The sequence below is a fragment of the Streptomyces chromofuscus genome (assembly GCF_015160875.1).
Classification (GTDB): Bacteria; Actinomycetota; Actinomycetes; order Streptomycetales; family Streptomycetaceae; genus Streptomyces; species Streptomyces chromofuscus.
In genome coordinates, this window is sequence record NZ_CP063374.1 from 5,427,304 (window position 1) to 5,446,678 (window position 19,375).

Below are 19,375 nucleotides of genomic sequence, written 5' to 3' on the forward strand. Positions count from 1 at the left end.
GCGCACGGTAGGCGCACTCCACTCCTGTTGTGCCCCGGTCGGCGTAGCACGATTCGGCGGAAGAGCTCCCACTTGTCCAAGAGTTGCTGAAGTCTTGACGAAGTGCGAGCAGGGAGAGTCGTGAAGGCCGGTTCATGAGCAGTAAGTCAGGGATGCCTGATTACTTCCTGGGTGTTCGGTTGCGTGCAGTCGATCCGTCCCCCGGGTGAGTATGCGTATTGCCTGCCAGGCCAACACATTGACGGCGTGTCGGATCTGGCCGTATGTCGTAGGTGATCCCGGGGTTGCGAATCGGTAACAGGGGGTTCCCCGCGGCGGAGATTTGTTGAACGCTTGAACTTCCCGAATGTGGGGGACCTGTGAAGATCGCTGTGGTGTGTGTTCAGGCGGATCGCCTGAGTAGGTCGTTAATCCTGCACTGATGCGAGAGGAGCCATGCGTATCTGCGTGCCGGGGCGGGGCAGCGGTGATCTGCCTTCGACGACGAGTACCGCCGAAGTCGGTCGCACGGTGTCGGGCCGTGAGATGGATCGGTGGCGCCGGTACCGGTTGTGGCCGGAACATCCTGCAGCAAGGGCATCGAATCCACCCCCTGCAGCAAGTCGGACGTTCGGCGCTCATACACCAGCCGTCAGTCATTGAACTTGGGGGGCTGTCGGTGGCTGGGTTTACCTTCCGTGGCGGTTCGACGGTGCGCGATGGCGCACCCTGTCGGGACCTCGGTGATCGGCATCCAGGAACCGCATAGGTACGGATCTGGCTCTGATGAGTTGTGGTATTGGGAGCGGGGGCGGTGCAGCCGTGATGAAGAAGAATGTCAATTGGGTACCCGACGCGGGTTTGGTCCGCGAGGTTGACGAGCTCTTCGAGCGGGCGATCAACTCGTATCGCGCGAATTCGAACCTGATCACGGAGCACGCCAACCAGGAGGAGTCCATCCGGGTCGGCGGCTACTCGAACCGGACGCTCCTGGAACTGGTGCAGAACGCGGCTGACGCGATGTCGGGGGCTGCCGAGCACGAGGAGGGAGCAGGGCGGGTCGAGATCGTCCTCGACCTCGACCGCCAGACGCTGTATTGCGCGAACGCCGGTCGTCCGTTCTCCCGAAGCGGCCTCACCGCGCTCGCCCATGCGCACCTCAGTGGTAAGCGGGGCGACGAGATCGGTCGGTTCGGGCTTGGTTTCAAGTCGGTGCTCGCGGTCACCGACACCCCGCAGGTGTTCAGCCGTTCGGTCGCTTTCGAGTTCAACTCTTCGAAGGCGAAGGCGGCGATAGCGGCGATCGCGCCCGTACCCAAGAGGATTCCGGTCCTGAGGACCCTCACCCGGATCGACGCGGAGGTCGAATTCGCCAAGGACCCGATCCTGGCCGAATTGGCGGAGTGGGCGGTGACGATCGTCAGACTGCCGAATGCGACGAGACTGGAGAGCCTCAAGAAGGAGATCGAGGAATTCCGCTCCGAGTTCCTCCTCTTCGTCAACTCGGTCCGGGAGATCCGGCTCCGGGTCGTCGGAGCCGACGCGGACTTCGTCACGAGCCATGTGTCGCGCGACCTGGGCGACGGCAGGTTCCGCATCGAGCGTCCCGACGGCGACCACGACGAGTGGTATGTCGACAACCGCATGCACGCACCCAGCCCCGAGGCTCGGACCGAGGTCGGGGAAGCCGTGTCGCGTGACCGGATGAAGGTCACGGTCGCGATGCCGGCGCGCTTCGCTCAACTGAAAAAAACGGGGGAGTTCTGGTCGTACTTCCCGCTCCAGGACAGGACGTCGGCGTCCGCCCTCTTCAACGCGCCCTGGAGTGTCAACGACGACCGCACCACCTTGCTCACGAACACGTACAACCGGGAGATCCTCGTGACTCTCTCGGAGATGTTCGTCGACATGCTGCCGAAGGTCTCGTCCGTCGACGATCCGGCAGCACACCTGGACTACATGCCGGCGCGTGGCCGTGAGACCCACTCGTTCGGCGACGAGATCCTCTGCGTCCATGTTCCACAGCTCGGTAGCGAGAAGGCCCTGGTGCCCGACGCCACCGGCGCGCTGCGCACGCCTCTGGAGCTTCGTCCTCTCGACTTGCGTGTCGGCGACGCATCCGAGCGTGACCACGAGGAGTGGATCAGGTCTCCCCACACCGACGAGGACGTGCCGCACTGGCGCTGTTATTCCACCAATCAGCGTGGGACCCGTCTGAGGGCCCTCTACGTATGCAGCGTGTCCCCCGCCTTCGCCGACTCGCGTCCCAGGGACGAGCAGAAGGCGTTGGAGGATGTGCCCAAGCGAGGTCTTCTCACCTGGCTGCGCGAGTGGGCCGAAGGGCCCGATATGGCTTCTGCGGCGAAGGCACTCGATTTTGTGCTGAGAAATCCCAACCGCTTCGGCCCCGCAAAGGTCATACCGACGACCGCTGGCATGCTGTCCATCAAGGACCGTGACCGGGTCTTCCTCCACGGTGCGGAGGACGTCGACATCGAAGGATCGTGCTTCGTCGATCCGGACTTCCTGGTCCTTCCCGGCGTCGAGAAGAAACTCGTGGACTGCGGGTTCCGTAACCTCGATCCTCTCGCAAAATTCGAGGCCAGGATGGCCAGGCTGTCACGGGAGTCCCAGGACGACGAGCTCCCGAAGTTCTGGGACGCCGCCTCTGATGTGCCCATGGCACAGGCGCAGAAGGCCGTTGCGGAGAACAAGACGGGTGCTCTCAGAGTTCCGACACGTGACGGTGGTTGGGCCGTGCCCGGGTTGGTGCTGGACATCGACGGTCTCGGTGACAGCACTCCGGGTCGAGTCCTGGACCGGACGAGATGCGTGCCCCAGCTCGCACACGCGGCAGGAGTCGTCACCGAGCCAGTGGCCTCGTACTCGCTCGAGGACGAGGTCTACTTCGAGGACTACTGCCAGTACGTGCTGGACGAGGTGAACCGGAGACTCGGGCCCGGAGAGCGCCCCGTCGAGCAGGTCGAGTTCGACAGGGGGGAGGGTCCTGGTCCGTTCTCGGTGCTTCTGATGTTGCAGGAGGCGGGCGTGCCCGAACCCCTGCGCGAGCGGTGGACGGAAGGACTGCTCAGACTCGACCAGGTGGGGCACTGGCTCTGTACCGACATCGACACGGGGCTCAGCCACCGGGTCCTGTCCCCTGTTCGCTGGGCGGCGGGTCGGGCCGGCCTGCTGAAGTCGAATCGCGGCCACCGGGCTCCAGGTCGCGTCGTCTCCGCGTCCCTCGTCGAGTATGAGGCCCTGCTGCCTCTCTTCCGAGGACCGCGCCACGTCGAGGACGCTCTGAAGCTGCCGAAGGACCTGGGCGAGGTGCCTGTGGAGGTCCTGCGCGAAGCGCTCGAGACGGAGGTCACTTCGCCGATCAGCAACGTGGCGCTGACGGGGTTCGTCCTCACCGCGAGTCGGTTCGCATTCCCGGAGGGGCACCCGATGTTCATCCCCGCCCGGGTGGGACGCGTCATCGAGAGGAGGCGGCCCGATGCGGTGTATTTGGCGACGACCGAGGAGGAGCGTGAGTTCCTCAGCCTGAGGCAGAAGCCGTACCTCAAGGTGGATGAGGACGAAGCGGACGAGTTCGTCGACGTGGTCGGATGCCGACGGTTCGAGGACAGTTTTTCCTTCTCGCTCTTGATCGACGGCCGGCAGGTCGAGGAACGCGTCATCGACCTGTACACCGGACTGCGTTCGACGTTCGTCGAGGACAAGGTCACGAACGCGACCGTGGCGAAGGCCGTCCAGATCACGAAGCGTGTGACCACAGAGGACGGTGTCGAGGACCAGTCGCTCGAGTGGCACCGCCAGGGAATGACCCTGGTGGTCCAGGCAGAACTCGACGAACGTCGTGTCCTGCAGATCGTCAACGAGGCATTCGACCTGCGCCTGTCGAACACCGAGTTGAGCGACATTCTCCAGGCCCGCGTCGACCAACATCTGGAGATGCAAAGGCAGGACGCCCGGGCCGCGTCCAGTGACGTGGAGCGGCTGGCGATCTACATCGGTGACGACACGCTGAAGGAGAACCTTCCGAAGGGACTTTGGCAGGCACTTGAGGGCCAAGGCCTGGTGGACGGCTCCACGTCCGTCGCCGAGCTCTTCCTGACCGTCTACGGCAGCGACTCGATCAAGCTTCTCGCGGAAGAGTTCAGCGCCGAGGGGTACACGGACGTTCCCACGACATGGGTCGGGGGAGCGTCGACCGTCGCCTGGCTTCGGAAGATGGGGTTCGGCGCCAAGTACGCCGGGCGTCGCACCCGACACCAGGACGATGAGTTCGTCGTGCCCGGTGCCGTGAAGCTCAAGCCCCTGCACGACTTCCAGGAGAGGATCAGGGAGGAACTGCAGGAGGTCCTGACGTCCCGGGGACGGGACGGTCGCGCGCTCAAGGGCATGGTGGAGCTCCCCACGGGAGCCGGGAAGACCCGGGTGGCCACCGAAACCGTGCTGCGGCTGTTCGTCGATGGCGACATGAGCGGAACCGTGCTCTGGATCGCGCAGTCGGAGGAGCTCTGCGAGCAGGCGGTGCAGACGTTCGGCACCGTCTGGCGTTGGCTCGGGGACGAGCGTCCGTTGACGATCGGCCGGCTCTGGAACAACAACGTCGTCCACGAACCCGACACCGAGTTCAGTGTGGTCGTGGCCACCGACGCCAAGCTCGACCGGGTGGCCGACACTCCTGAGTACGAGTGGCTGAGCAGGGCCTCCGCGGTGTTCATCGACGAGGCGCACCGGGCCGGCGGGTCGAAGATGTACACGAAGATCCTCAGGTGGCTCGGAGTCGACGGTCGTAGCTGGGAACGGCCTCTGGTGGGTGTCTCGGCGACACCCTTCAAGGGGAGAAGCGACGTCGTCACCAAGCCGACGGAGGAGCTGGCGGCCCGCTTCGGTCACCACATCATGAGCGCCTTCGACGGTAACGCCTACGAGGAGCTGTCGAAGAGGGGAGTCCTCGCCCGGGTCCGACATGAGGTGTTGCCGGGCGTGGACGTCGCGCTGAAGCCGGATGAACTCGAGCAGGTGCAGTCGTGGCGCAAGCTGGAGCCCAAGGTTCTCGACCGCATCGGTCGGGACCAGGCCCGCATGAGGATCCTCGTTGAGGACATCCTGAGCCGGGACCCGGAGTGGCCGATCCTCGTATTCACGCCGAACGTCCTGTCCGCCCAGGTCCTTGCCGCGACGCTTCGTTACCGGCAAGTCGCGGCTGAGGCGGTTAGCGGTCAGACCGGACGGCAGGCACGCCGTGACGTGATCGAGAAGTTCAAGAAGGGAGAGATCCGGGTCCTGGCCAACTGCGACCTGTTGATCCAGGGCTTCGATGCACCGGGTGTCCGGGCCCTCTACATCGCGCGGCCGACGTTCAGTCCCAGCGCCTACATCCAGATGGCCGGCCGCGGGCTGCGCGGCCCCGCGAACGGCGGCAAGCCGGAGTGCCTCATCGTGGACGTCGCCGACAACTTCGGTGCAGTCAATGACTTCCTCGGATACCGCGCTTACGAAGACCTCTGGCGAAAGCAGGGATCATGATCCTCATACCGGACCTCGCCGACATCGAGACGACCACTACCAGCAACGCCGAACGGCGGGTGGCCCTGCTGCTGCGAGCGATCGACGGCCCCCCCGACGCCGTCGCCTTCCACTCCGTGAAGCTGCGGAGCCACGCGGTCAAGCAGCAGGGCGAAGCGGACTTCGTCGTGCTCTGGAACGGCGTCGTCGTCATCGTCGAGGTCAAGGGCGGGGGCGTCAGGAAGTACGACGGCGTCTGGTACTCCATCGACCGCCACGGTGACTGGAAGAAGTTGCGCGAGTCGCCGATGGACCAGGCACAGTCGGCGATGTACGCGCTGCGCGACATCCTTCAGGAGGAAGGCGTCGGTTGGTTCGCGACCGAGGCCGTTGCCCTCACCCCAGACATAGACGCGCCTCCGGCAGCCGTCGAATGGAAGGGAAGCCACTGGTGGGCCAAGGAGCAGATGAGCATTGCCGCACTGACCGAAGCCTTCGAAAAGGTCGCCGGTGAAGCGAGGACCGCTCCCTACGGAATCAGAGTCGCCCGGTCCGAGACGCTCCGGGCGCGCCTCTTCGGTGAGTTCACCAGGATGCCCGTCATCGATGCGCAGCGGGGCGCCGTGCTGGAGGAGCAGAATCGAGCGACCGAGGGGCAGGCCAGGGTCTTGGCCGCGCTCTCCCGGAACCCGAGGATGCTCGTCTTCGGTGGCGCGGGCACCGGGAAATCCCTGGTGCTGGCGGAGGGCGCGAAGCAGGAGGCGGGCGAGGGGAAGTCGGTGCTCATCACCTTTCATTCGCCCGCCCTGATCGACTTCTTCGGTCCGCGGATCGAGGGCAGAGACATCGATCTCCTTCCGTTCGCGGACCTGTCCGGTGACAAGCAGTACGACGTCGTCTTCGTCGACGAGGCACAGGACCTCATGAACGCCGGGGGCATGGATGCCTTGGACGCCGTGATCCGCGGGGGTCGAGAAGGCGGTCGGTGGAGGATGTTCCTCGACCCCAACAACCAGGCACGCGTCGACGGCGAGTTCGACCCGGAGGTCTGCGAGTTGGTTCAGCAGGAGGCGCTCCAGTACGACCTGGACCGGAACGTGCGCAACACCCGTGCGATCGTCCACGTCGTGCAGGAGTACCTCGGCGCCGACGTCGGGGACCCGGGCATCGTCCATGGCGACCGAGTGGAATGGCGGTGGTCCGACGGGACGGCCGGTGTTTCCGCGGCCGAGACCGTGGCTCGCGACCTCGTCGCGAACGGGGCCCGCCGACAGGACATCTGGATCATCAGTGTGTCCGAGGACGCCGAGCCGCGCAGGAGCGAGGCCGGATTCCTCGTGACCAACCCCCGCTATGCCAAGGGGCTGGAGGCAGAGCACGTCATCGTCTGTGACCTGCCACAGGAATACAACGACCGGGGACTCGCCGCTTTCTACGTGGCTGTCACGCGGGCGCGGGTCACGCTCCACGTGGTCGCGTCCAAGGATGACAAGAAGCGGCTCCAGGATCTTCTTCGAAAGCAGGTTGGGAAGTGAACCTCACAGCGGCCCAGAAGGAGGCCCTTCACCATCTCCGAGCCTCCTACGTGGGGCCCGAGGCCGGAGATGAGGAGGTCACGGCGAACCTGCCTCATCGGCAGTACGCCGTCGGCATGCTGTTCCCGGTCGAAGCCGAGGCACGAGGCTCTCACGGCGACGGCCACACGGACGAAGAGGTGTCGGCGGATGTCCCCGATGGTGATGTCGAGGAGAGCGGGGCCGGTGTCCCCCTGGCCGAGGACTGGAAGCCCTCGTCCGTCGCGCTCTCCTTCGTCACCGACGGCGACTCCGTCGACGTCGACTTCTCGTGCGGTACGTACGCCGCTGTCGAGGTAGACGGGCCGCCCAGGTGGCGGCGTGCCCCGTTCTCCGTCGACGGCCTCGACCTCCGGCGGGACAAGGGGCCCGAGCGCCTTTCCGTGGGTGGTGTCTCGGTCGAGATCGGGTCGCGTTGGCGCGACTTCCAGGGCGATTCGTTGGTCACCGTCCACGTACGGGTCCTGACCGAATCAACGGGTGACGACCGACACGACATCCCTCGGACGCTGTTCCAGGTCCACCTGGCCGCCGCTCCCTCCGCCGGGGCGGAGATCCTGGAGTACGACACGACGCGCTCGATCGACACTGACCCGGAAGCTGCCGAGCTGCGCCTGCGCTATCGGAACCGGAAGGTCTACGCGGTCGGGCACGGAATGGCCGCGGACTGGGAGTTCGCGGAAGGCCGTTGTGCCAAGGTCTTCCTCGAGCCCGTGCCGGCCTTCGTGGTGCCCGCCGTCGAGACCACGGGGTTCGACGAAGGGACGGCCGAGGCCGAGGCCTTGGAGCTGGGGCACCTCCAGCAGATCGACAAGGATCCCGAAGCGATCCTTCGATCGTTGGACGCCTTCCTCGAGGCGTTCGCCGGCTGGGCCTCCCGGCAGATGGAACGGGCGGAGGCTTTCAGCGACGACAGGGCCGTGGCCGTCCGCATCGCCGAGCGTTCGCAGGACGCCGTCGACAGGATGAGGGAAGGCATAGACCTCCTCCGGGCGCCGGGACGACAGGACCTTCGAACGGCCTTCTCACTCGGCATGGCCGCTATGCGTCTTCAGATGCGGCAGGCGTCCATCAACGGTGGGAGGCCGGAGGAGCAGGTGTCGGAGCCGCGGTGGCGCCCCTTCCAGCTCGGTTTCCTGCTCGTGTCGCTGGCCTCCACCGTCGATGAGGGGCACAAGGACCGGGACCTCGTCGACCTCATCTGGTTCCCGACCGGTGGCGGCAAGACCGAGGCATACCTGGGTCTCGCCGCGATCGAGGTGTTCCGCCGACGGCTCGCTCACGGAACGGCCGGCGGGGGAACCGCCGTCATCACCCGCTACACCCTGCGGCTCCTGACCTCTCAACAGTTCCAACGGGCCGCGGCACTGATCTGCGCGATGGAGCGGCTGCGGGCCACGGACGACCGGGCGAAGGGCATGGCGCCGTTCTCGATCGGTCTGTGGGTGGGCAACGAAGTCACCCCCGGCACGCGAGTAGAGGCACGTGAAGCACTCAAGCGGCTTCAGAAGGCCGCGCGCCCGGAAGAGGCGAACGAGTTTCAGGTCGAGAGTTGCCCTTGGTGTCTGACGCCCTTGGTGCCGAGGCTCAGGAGCGACAAGCCAGAGGACTACGGCATGCGCCTGGACGGCGTGGACGTCGTGCTCCACTGTGTCGACGCGTCGTGCGACTTCGCCGGCGAGCTCCCGCTCGCGGTCGTCGACGAGGTGCTGTACATGGAACCGCCCACGATCCTGCTGGCCACCGTCGACAAGTTCGCGCGTCTGCAGTTCAGGCCGGAAGCGGGCAGGCTGCTCGGTCTCGGGACCACCTTCAGGCAACCGTCCATGATCATCCAGGACGAGCTGCACCTGCTCTCGGGGCCGCTCGGAACCACCGTCGCCGTCTTCGACGCGGTGATCCAGCTGCTGCTCAGCCGGTCGGGCTCCAGCCCCAAGATCGTGGCCTCGACGGCCACCATCCGCGCGTCTGAGGAGCAGGTGGAGGGGCTGTACGGGCGTGAGGTCGCCCTGTATCCGCCATCGGGACTCGACGACGACCGGACCTTCTTCTCCCGCCCGGTGGAAAGCGGGGAAGGACGTCTCTACGTCGGCCTGATGCCGCAGTCGGTCTCGCAGCCGTCGGCCGTCATCGCAGCCGTCACCCCCATGGTGGAGATGCCGGAGGCGCTGGCCGCCCGCGCCCCGTCCGCAGCGTCACGGGACGCGTACTGGACGCTGGTCATGTACCACAACAGTCTTCGTGAGCTCGGACGTACCGGGACGCTGGTCGTCGACGATGTCAACGGTCGTCTGGAGCCCCGAGCCGAGAGGCTCGGCTTCCCGCTGCGGCCCGTCAGAGCGGGGAAGGTCCTGGAACTGACGAGCCGTCGCGGAGCCGAGGAGCTGCCGAACGATCTCCGCGCGCTCAGGGTCAGGGCCGACGAGTCGCCGGAGGCTGTCGACGTGGTCCTCTCGTCGAACATGCTCTCCGTGGGCATCGACATCCCGCGGCTCGCGCTGATGCTCATGGTGGGGCAGCCGAAGACCACGGCCGAGTACATCCAGGCCACGAGCCGTGTCGGACGTGGAGACACGAAGGGCGTCGTCGTCACGCTGTTCCGGTCGGGAAGGGCCCGTGATCGGTCGCACTTCGAGACCTTCCGTGGTTACCACGAGGCTCTGTACCGGAGCGTGGAGCCCACGAGCGTCACGCCGTGGTCGTTGGCCTCGCGCGAGCGGTCGCTCGCTGGCGCGCTCGTGGCACTGCTGCGGCAGTCGTTCACTGCTCTCGCCCCGAACGAAGCGGCGGGTCGGTTCGACCTCGGGGACGACAGGATCCGCGAAGCGGTCGATCGACTCGTGGAACGGTTCCTTGGCTACGTGACGCGCGCCGACGGCCTCGAAGCGCCGGAAACACGCTCCGCCGTATGGAGCCTCCTGAGGGACTGGGACCGACGGGCAGGCCAGGCAAGGGAGTCCGGCGAGCCTCTGTACTACCAGCGGACGAAGAGAGACCAGGCAGCTTTGTTGAAGAAGTTCGGCCAACCCGGCGAGGGGTGGCTCGTCGGAGACTCGATGAGGTCCGTCGAGCCCAACGTGGCGGTCGAGGTCCAGGAACCGCAGGAGGAGGTGCACCATGGAGAAGATCAGGCATGACCTGCGCCTCTCCGAAACGATCTCACCGTTCGGTGTGGGAGCGATCGTCGACGTGCGAGGCGAGTCGCTCATGGCGCCGGACACGTCCTGGTGGGACAAGAAGTTCGCCCATGAGATCAGCTGTGAGCGTCTGACGGCCCGCCTCGGTGCCGGTGTCCTGAGACAACCACCGGCACATGCGAGCCGGGCCGCAAAGGAAACCCCTGCGCTGCCGTACTGGCGCTTTCCCGCTTGGCGGTTCTGCGAGCGCTGCGACAAGCTCTCGAAGCTGACCGGTAGGAAAAAAGGCAAGTGGAGCAACACCTGCGACTGCGGCGGCGCGCTCGTACCGATGCGATATGTCGCCGTCTGCGAAAAAGGCAGCCACATACAGGACATCAACTGGTTCCAGTGGACACATCGTGGGCGCGCGGCGAGCCTGAACGAAGCGGTCCGCTTTTGCCGTGACTACAAGGCACTCAGGTTCCGCAAGCTGGCCACTCGTGGCGAAGGCCTCGCGGCCCTGGTGGTGAAGTGCCACGGGTGCGGGAATGAGCGCAGTCTCGCTGAACTCGTGACGAAGGGGGCCCTGCACCGCGACGGGATCCGTTGCGCGGGACTGCAGCCCTGGGAGCCGGAGAGCTCCGTCAAGAAGCCCTGCTCGTACGAGTTGGTCGCCGTGCAGCGCGGTGCCACGGGCAACTACATCGCCGACAGAATCTCGGCTCTCGACATACCGGAGGAGCGCCCACAGTCCGCGGAGACGGCCGACAAGATCCGTGGTCACATGCTCTTCGGGAAAGTCGTGACCGACAACGGGGGACCTCAGTCGGAAGTGTTGGCGCAGTTGATCGCCGACGATCTCGGAGTGACGGCGGAAACCGTCCTCGGAGTCGCGGCGGGGGAGGAAAGCCCTGCGGGTGAGCTGCTGCTCGACCTGAAGGACGGTGAGTGGTCGGCGTTCCTGAAGAAACTCGAGGAAGGACGCGACCGCACGGGAAGCGACTTCGTCGTCGACGGGAGAAGCCTCGAAGGGCTCGCAGGACCGCAGAGCCTCCTCGGCAAGATCAGCGGTATCGGACAGGTACGCCGGGTACGGGAGGTCCGTGCCCTGCGGGGGTTCCGACGCCACGACGCGGAAGCGATGCTGATCGACGCCGATCTGGGGGCTGACAAGTCGTATCGGCCCACCTACCCTGCGATCGAACTGTTCGGGGAAGGAATCTTCCTGCGGTTCGACGAGGAGAAGCTCGCCGCATGGGAGGCACAGCCGGAGGTTCAGGCACGCGCCGGCATCCTCAAAAAGAGAAGGGCGGACTCTCCCTGGGCCTGCCGCCTCGACGTGCCGGAACCCAGGTACATCGCCCTGCACACGCTGGCGCACCTGCTCATCCGGCGACTGGCGTTCGCCAGCGGCTACGCGTCTGCCTCGCTGCAGGAAAGGATCTACGCGAACTCCGACCGCACGGACAAGACCGCCGGGATCCTCATCTACACCGCGGCAGGGGACGCCCAGGGGACTCTTGGCGGTCTCGTCAGGCTCGGGGATCCAAAGATGCTGATCCCACTCCTGGTGGCAGCCTTGGACGACGCGGACTTCTGCTCCAACGACCCGGTCTGCATCGAAAGCGACCGCCAGGGAACCTCACAGCTGAATCTCTCGGCCTGTCACGGGTGCTCCCTGGTGAGTGAGACCTCCTGCGAAACCGGAAACCGGCTACTGGATCGACAGCTGGTCCTGGGCGGAAGCGACGTGAGAGGACTGCTGGACGACGTTCTGACGGACGTCCGACGGCCCAGGTGACGACCCTGCGGCCCCGTAGCGCATGCTAGGGGCCGCAGCGCAGCCATCCTCGGTCACTGCCGGGCGGAATCCGTAACCGTCGCTGTTCCTATGGTTTTCGCCGGTCGACGGGTTCGATCTACTGCGCTGCACTGCTGCGACAGTTCCGGAGGGCCCTTCGGTTGGCAGCGGAAGACCTGGTCAGGAGGTTTGCCGTGCGGAGCGCACGAGAACCGGTCCACGGATGGTCCAGAGATTGGGCTGTACTCGGGCTCGCAAGGCGCTGCCCGGGGCCGACCGCGCCTAGTTGCTGAGCCGCCGACTCTGGTTGGCAACTGTTCTGGTCGCCGGCTACCTCGGCGACGTCGCCTGAACTGTGGCGCCAAGCGGTCACAGCCCCGGCAGGCGATCAGGAGACCCACAAGTCCTGGCGAGGCCGTCGGACCGTGCGGCATCATGATGTTCAGACTAGGGCTATCGTCGGAAAGAAGTGCATGTCTAAGACTGCGGTCGTTCCTGCGAGCGTTACCGTTCGCCACCCCTCCCTCTTATTGATGAGGAACACTCCCGCCCGGCTCGCGAGCGTGGAGTTGTTCGCTGGCGCTGGTGGGCTCGCGCTGGGTTGTCAGGAGGCTGGCTTTGACCCGCTGGTAACGCTGGAGTTGGACAAGTGGGCCTGTGACACGGTGCGACAGAACCAGGCCCGAGGGAACGAGCTCGTCGCGAACTGGCATGTCGAGGAGGGCGACGTGCGGGACTTCAACTGGTCCCGCATCACCGACGAGGTGGATCTCGTCGCCGCCGGCCCGCCGTGCCAGCCGTTCTCCATTGGCGGCCGCGGCAAGGCGGACGACGACGAGCGTGACATGTTCCCGGCCACGGCGGAGGCGATCGCCCATCTGAGGCCCCGCGCGTTCATCATCGAGAACGTGAGGGGTCTGGCGCGCCCGAGGTTCGCCGACTATTTCCAGTACATCCAGGCCAGGCTTTCGCTGCCCCTCCTCGCCGCGAAGCCCGACGAACTGTGGGGAGATCACCTGCGGCGGCTCCGGGCGGCAGGCGAGGACGTCAGCAACCAAGAGTTGGCCTATCGGGTCATCCCGGCCTTCGCTAACGCAGCGGACTACGGCGTGCCGCAGCAGCGCCAACGCGTCTTCCTGGTCGGTTTCCGAAACGACCTGGACGTGACCTGGGAATTCCCGCATGTCACACACTCGAGACGGGCGCTTCTGCATGCTCAGTGGACAACTGGTGAGTACTGGCAGGAACATGAAGTGCCCAAGGCGAAACGCCCGGAACGGCCGAAGGTCCCCATACCTGCGGAACTGCGGCCGGACGAGGTCCAAGCGCGTTGGCGCACCATACGCGACGCGCTGGCCGGTCTTCCCGAGCCAACGCTGACAGGTACTGCGGGCGTCCTCAACCACGTCCTTCAACCGGGAGCTCGTTCCTACCCTGGTCACACCGGTAGTCCGGTGGACTGGCCTGCGAAGACGTTGAAAGCAGGGCGTCACGGGGTCCCCGGCGGCGAGAACATGCTGCGTGAGACGGACGGTTCCATTCGCTACTTCACGGTCAGGGAAAGTGCCCGCTTGCAGACCTTCCCGGACGACTACGAGCTGCATGGCCCTTGGGGCAAGGCGATGCGCCAGCTCGGCAACGCAGTCCCAGTCGAGTTGGCGCGGGTCGTGGCCGACAGCGTCCACGCCGCCCTGCGCGCGGAGGGATCCGAAGCATGACGGAGACGGAGACGCGACCCGACACCCTCAACCTGACGCCTCCCCCACGGATCTTGGAGATGATCGCGGAGGTCGACCTCCAACTTCACCAGTGCCTGTGCGAGTTGATCGACAACTGTCTCGACGAACTCGTCGAGGCCACCCGTGTCGATGAAACGCTGGAACCTCGAATAGACGTCACCCTGCCCACGGCGGGCAAGGTGAACCGGGCTGCCAAGGTCGTCGTGAGCGACAACGGCCGGGGAATGTCTCAGGAGGAGTTGCAGTATGCCCTGAGCGCCGGCAGGTCGGGTAAGCAACGGTTCGGCAGCCTCGGTCTATTCGGCATGGGCTTCAACATCGCCACGGCCCGCCTTGGCACGATAACGGTGGTCCGTACGGGACGGCGTGGCGACGACCGATGGATCACCGCCACTATCGACCTTAGGGAGATGCAGCGGCTGTCGTCGTACGAGGTGCCCCTTCGCTACGAGCGAAAGGCTCCCGACGAGCACGGCACCCTCGTCTCGGTGACGAACCTCCGAGAAGACTTGGTCGCCAAGTTGAAGTCGGCGAGCTCGATCCGGGAGGTCAGCAAGAACCTAGGGCGGATCTACACCTACATGCTGCGTGATCCCAACGGCCCTCATTCGGGCGCGCAGATGATGGGCGGTTTGAACCAGCGCCTGTACGTCAACGGTCGCCAGGTGACCCCTCTCGTGCCGTGCATCTGGGACCCGACCCGGTCGGTTATGTACAAGGCTGCGGAAGCGCCTGCTGCCGAAGTAATCCACGTGCCACTCACCAACGCCTTCGCCTGTATGAACTGTGGGCGCTGGTACACCTCAAGGTACGACGAGTGCGTCGATTGTGAGAGCACTGACATCCAGGAGCGAGAGCGCCGGATCGTGGGATGGTTGGGCGTGCAGAGGTTCGCCGATAAGTCCGACTTCGGTCTGACGTTCCTCCGGAGCGGGCGTGCGATTACAACCAGGGACAGGTCTCTGTTCGACTGGGAGGGGCCAGACGGAGACATTGAGCTGGAGTATCCGATCGAACTCGGTATGGGTCGCATCGTCGGTGAGATCCATCTCGACCACGCGCCGGTCAACGTCCGCAAGACCAACTTCGACACGTCGTCGCCGGAGTGGCGGTACATGGTCGAGAAGGTGCGAGGCGACCTTCCTTTGCGTCCACAACTCGCGAAGCGCCTGTTCAATCGTGAGAACGACTCTCCGATGAGCCGGTTCTTCAACGCCTTCCGGGAAAACAAGCCGGGTCTTCGGTACCTCATGCCCGGCAACGGCAGCACCGCCATCCACAATGAGGCGAAGAGATGGGCACAGAAGTTCCGCAGCGGGGATCCGGAGTTTCAGACCGACGAGAAATGGTACGAGGCCGCAGCCGATCATGATCGGGTCAAGCACGGACCACCGCCGGAGCCAGCACCGCCGTCCGACGAGGATGACTGGCTCAAGGGGGAAGGGCTTGGACATCTGGGGACGGGGGCGGCCGACGGCCACTCACCGTCCCAAGATCAGAAGCAGCCGGAGCCGGCCGCAGAGACACGCCCGGAGACCGAAGAGCAACGCTTCGCGAGGTACAGAGAGCATGCGACGCTGCTTCCCGACACCGACCGCGAAGTTCGCCTTGGTACCGCTCAGGCGATCTTTCGCGTCTACGTCACCTCCGGAGTCGAACTACTCAAGGACGGCCAGCGGCAGCCGACCGTGGTTCGGATCGTAGCTGGCGAGGTAGAGATCTACGTGGACTCCGATACCACGCTGATCGCGCGGTACGGGTGGTCCCCGCTGAACGTCGCGCTCGTCTGCGCAGCACCGCAGTTGAAGAACGTGTACTCCATATCAGGCTCCATCGACGGGTTGGTGACATCGATTCTCGAGCAGTTCCCGGACCGCCGAGTGGACTCCAGCGCGGTGCGTAGTCGCGCGGAGATGCTGCTGGAGGGCTTGCGAGATCGGCTCGCCGACCTCACCTCGAAGGACGCGGCCACGTTTTGGTCTGCCCTGTCCGGTCAGTCGAAGCGGGCCGCCGAGTCGTACGCCATCGCGGTGGCACCGGACGTCGACTGGAAGGCAGCGGTGGAGAACGGCGAGTTCGCGCGCTACCTGGGAGTCGAGGGCGTCCTCGACCTCGTTACGAGCGGTCCAGAACTGGTACTGGACGGCGGGTTATTCCGCACTACTTACGCTGCGCTCGGTGAGGAGACGCAGGCGGACCAAGTGGCCCGTGTTAGCGCCTTCCTCACCGACCTCAAGCGGATGGTTGTGGGCCCACCCCTGCAGAACACCTTGGAACTGTCCCGCTTGCTCCTTACTGCGGACCTACTGGACGCGGAGATCGTCCAGGTATGAACAGATCGTTCCTAGAGCCGGCTTTCCTTGTCGAGGAAGGCCCGAAGGGCTTCACGCGTCAGCTGGAGCGGTTGCTCGGCCTGATCTCGTTCACGGATGTGGTCAACATCGATGGTCCCGGGGACAAAGGTGCCGACCTCCTTGGCCGACTCAACGGTGAGGATTGGATCTTCCAGTCAAAATGGAAGAAGTCGGGCAATGTGGATCGCGAGGCCGTGGACGAAACCCATGCGGCGATGCGGCATTACGCGATCCACCGAGCGGTAGTGGTCACCAATCAACTGTTCACCCAGAAGGCCAAGGAGCGGGCGGACGCGCTGAGGGACGTCGGAGTCAATGTGACCCTCTGGGACGGCCGACGGCTGGCGACGATCTACGATCGCGCTCCGGAGCGAGTCACGCCGTTCGACCTCCACCCTTATCAGGACCGTGCGGTGGAAGCGGCCTGGGCCGCCCTAGATGACGCCGGCGAGGCGCTTATCTACCTCGCTACGGGCCTCGGCAAGACGGTCGTCGCTGGCAGGTTGCTGCGACGATTCCTTCTCGCCAATCCGGGAGCCAAGGTGCTGGTCACCGCGCACATGATCGATCTTGTGGAGCAACTCGAACGGGCGATGTGGCGGGACATTCCCAAGGATGTACCGACCCGTCTGCTGCACGGCGATTCGAAACCCGATTCCCTGCCAGGCGTCACCTTCGGCGTATCGAACACAGCACGGGACTACATCCAGTCGGGCTACGCCCCCGAGCTGGTGATCGTGGACGAGGCACACCACGTGGGGGAGACCGGGAACTACGCCACCATGATGGCGCTGCTGCCCAAGGCCAAACGGATGGGTGTGACGGCCACGCCCTGGCGAGGCGACCGGTACGACATTGAGCGGACCTTCGGCGAACCAGTCGAGCGGGTGTCCATCTCGGAGGGCATGAGACTGGGCTACCTCGCGGACGTGAAGTACCGCGTGTTCGCCGACAACATTGACTGGGACTTCGTCCGCCACGCCTCCGAGCACGGCTACTCCATCAAGGACCTGAACAAGCGCCTCTTCATCCCCGAGCGGGACGAGTCGGTTCGGGGACACCTCGAGAAGGTCTGGGACCAGACCACGAATCCGCGGGCCATCGTCTTCTGTCAGACGATCGAGCATGCCGAGCGGATGCGCGACCTGCTCGCCCGACGGCCCGGCTGGGAGCGTGCCGAGACGCTGCACGCCAGGCTAAAAACACGGGAGCGACGGGCACGATTGCTCAACTTCCGTACAGGAGAAGTGCCCATCCTCGTCGCCGTGGACATCCTCAACGAGGGCGTCGACGTGCCCGACGTCAACATTCTCTGCTTCGCCCGAGTGACCCACAGTCGACGTATCTTCGTGCAGCAGCTTGGCCGCGGACTCCGTCTTCGCAAGGGAAAGACCCACGTGGAGGTATTGGACTTCGTCAGCGACATCCGACGGTTGGCCGAGGTATACGACATGCGAGAGCAGGTGTCCGAGGGCGAGATCGAGCAGGTATCAGTCGGACGGAACCAGTTCGAGTTCGAGGACCTGAGGGTGAAGGGACTTCTGGATCAATGGATGGCCGACGTGGGTGACCTCGGGGGAGCTGACGACAGCGTCCGTTTGGAGTTCCCGCCCATCGAGGGGGGCTGATGGCGGCCCTTCCGGAACCGATCCGCTTGGAAATCTTTGCGGAGTTGGCCCGCCACTTCGACGCCATGCGGTGGGAGGAGGTCTCTTCGCCCGCAGCGACTGAGATGTACGACCGGTTCGTCAAGGATCCCAAGATCGGCGGGCGACTCGCTAGATTCATGCCCACGGAGAAGATACGCCCGTGGATCAAGGACGGACCAGCGAAGCAGTACCGTCGGGCGCTCGAAGGTGTCGGGCCGATGGCTCAGATGACGACACGCGAGTACCCCGGTCCGCAGTCGGTCGTTCGGCTCGCCATGGGTTCGGGATGGGCCCTTCGCGCGCAGACACTGGAAGTGAAACCGATGCGTTGCGTCGCCGATGGACCCGATGGTGAGTCGGCCTTCATCACCTGGGGCCCAATGAGCGGCCTGCAGGGCATGGTCTGGCACGCCTGCCTACGTCGGGCGGAGTCGGAGTCGCAATTGATCACCATCGCCGTCACCAAGCCCAACACCGCACCGTTGCCCGACGACGATTGGCGCCTCGCGCTTTCACTAGCCACCATCTTGAGAGCACGATGCGAGCAGGTCACCTACATGGTCTCTCGGAAGGCGACCTCCGACTCACGGACCGTCTGATCACTTCGTCCTCGATCTGGTCGGCTACCTCGACCGGGTCAGCGTGCTCCCAAAAACGAAGGACGATCCATCCCGCCGACGTGAATGCCCTGGTGGAGTCCTGATCACGGCGTTGATTCTCAGCGACCTTGGCCGCCCAAAACTCCCTCCGTTCCCCCTTTGCCGGCCGAAAGTGCTCCGGACAGCCATGCCAGAAGCACCCGTCGATCAGGACGGCGACTCGCTGCCTTGTAAAGGCAATGTCGACCGTCCGCTTCAATGTGGGCACGGGCTTGAAGTTCACTCGGTACCGGAGACCGCGTCGATGCAACTCCCGGCGCACTTTTACCTCGGGCGCGGTGTCGCGCCCCCGGATTCGGGACATACGCGCACTGACGACAGGGTCGACACCCGCAGACATCAGATCCCTCTTCTCGTGAACGCTGGCGGTGTCCTGGCGGCCGAGGTCTCCGCCTGAGCCCATCCCGCCGGCGGGGCTGCGGTGTCCCACTGAAGCCCTGGCCGCCACTGTAGTCCCCCGCAGCCCTCGCACGCCCGATCACTTTGGGGCACGGACCTCTTCGTCCCGACGTAACTTGGGCGGACACTCGACCTCGGGCCGCAGTGCCTCTGTTGGACCGCTGGCGCTGGCGTTCGCGCGCGTCCGCTGATGTTCGCTGGCGTTGTCACGCAGTTAGACACTCACCGGTGTGGCTTCCTGCGCACGAGATCAGGGCATTTCAGCTCAGTTCTCCGGGTGCAGGCATAACCTTCCCGTGTGGCAGATCAACTGCGGGTGCCCAGGCCGGAGCGGGGTGGGGGCGGTCACCTACGGGTGCCGTCTGTCAGCGTTGGTCAGCCTCCGACGGCCCAGGGACGGCCCAGAAGGCTCGGCGATCCCTCACCTGTCGCAGCGGTCCAGCTCGGCGGAGCACCTCTACTGGCCGAGCCATCGCTGACTGCCGGATGAGTCCCACCCAGTCGTCACAGCACCCAAAGCAGCGCCCGCGAGCGACGGGCTGACTACCTCTGGGATTGGTGATTCGTCAAACCCCGGGGTTC

At 65.1% G+C, this 19,375-nt stretch carries 9 protein-coding genes; 8 read left to right on the top strand and 1 reads right to left on the bottom strand.

The annotated features are described in order from the left end of the window. Positions 1-804 precede the first annotated feature (804 nt). From IPT68_RS24590 to IPT68_RS24625, 8 genes are all read left to right on the top strand, one after another. Positions 805-5,520, top strand: a complete 4,716-nt coding sequence (locus tag IPT68_RS24590; RefSeq protein WP_189696535.1) for a sacsin N-terminal ATP-binding-like domain-containing protein — start codon at positions 805-807, stop codon at positions 5,518-5,520. Continuing rightward, positions 5,517-7,034 (top strand): nuclease-related domain-containing DEAD/DEAH box helicase, encoded by a 1,518-nt coding sequence (locus IPT68_RS24595; protein ID WP_189696536.1) that lies wholly within the window; start codon positions 5,517-5,519, stop codon positions 7,032-7,034. Before IPT68_RS24590 ends, IPT68_RS24595 begins: the two co-directional genes overlap by 4 nt. Further along, positions 7,031-10,210, top strand: a complete 3,180-nt coding sequence (locus IPT68_RS24600; protein WP_189696537.1) for a helicase-related protein — start codon at positions 7,031-7,033, stop codon at positions 10,208-10,210. The genes IPT68_RS24595 and IPT68_RS24600 overlap by 4 nt, the downstream gene beginning before the upstream one ends. Beyond that, positions 10,191-11,993, top strand: a complete 1,803-nt coding sequence (gene drmB, locus IPT68_RS24605; protein ID WP_189696538.1) for a DUF1998 domain-containing protein — start codon at positions 10,191-10,193, stop codon at positions 11,991-11,993. Before IPT68_RS24600 ends, drmB begins: the two co-directional genes overlap by 20 nt. A 563-nt stretch (positions 11,994-12,556) precedes the next feature. Continuing rightward, a complete protein-coding gene (locus IPT68_RS24610; protein ID WP_189696689.1) occupies positions 12,557-13,711 on the top strand; it encodes a DNA cytosine methyltransferase in 1,155 nt (384 codons plus the stop codon). Beyond that, positions 13,708-16,065 (top strand): ATP-binding protein, encoded by a 2,358-nt coding sequence (locus tag IPT68_RS24615; RefSeq protein WP_189696539.1) that lies wholly within the window; start codon positions 13,708-13,710, stop codon positions 16,063-16,065. The genes IPT68_RS24610 and IPT68_RS24615 overlap by 4 nt, the downstream gene beginning before the upstream one ends. After that, positions 16,062-17,714 carry a helicase-related protein gene (locus IPT68_RS24620; protein WP_189696540.1) on the top strand — a complete coding sequence of 551 codons (1,653 nt, stop codon included), beginning with the start codon at positions 16,062-16,064 and terminating at the stop codon, positions 17,712-17,714. The genes IPT68_RS24615 and IPT68_RS24620 overlap by 4 nt, the downstream gene beginning before the upstream one ends. Further along, positions 17,714-18,334, top strand: a complete 621-nt coding sequence (locus IPT68_RS24625) for a hypothetical protein (RefSeq protein WP_189696541.1) — start codon at positions 17,714-17,716, stop codon at positions 18,332-18,334. Before IPT68_RS24620 ends, IPT68_RS24625 begins: the two co-directional genes overlap by 1 nt. Here IPT68_RS24625 and IPT68_RS24630 read toward each other — a convergent pair. Further along, positions 18,285-18,797: a very short patch repair endonuclease gene (locus tag IPT68_RS24630; protein ID WP_308438741.1), complete on the bottom strand. Its 513-nt coding sequence runs from the start codon at positions 18,795-18,797 to the stop codon at positions 18,285-18,287. The two genes, IPT68_RS24625 and IPT68_RS24630, sit on opposite strands and share 50 nt — an antisense overlap. Positions 18,798-19,375 lie beyond the last annotated feature (578 nt).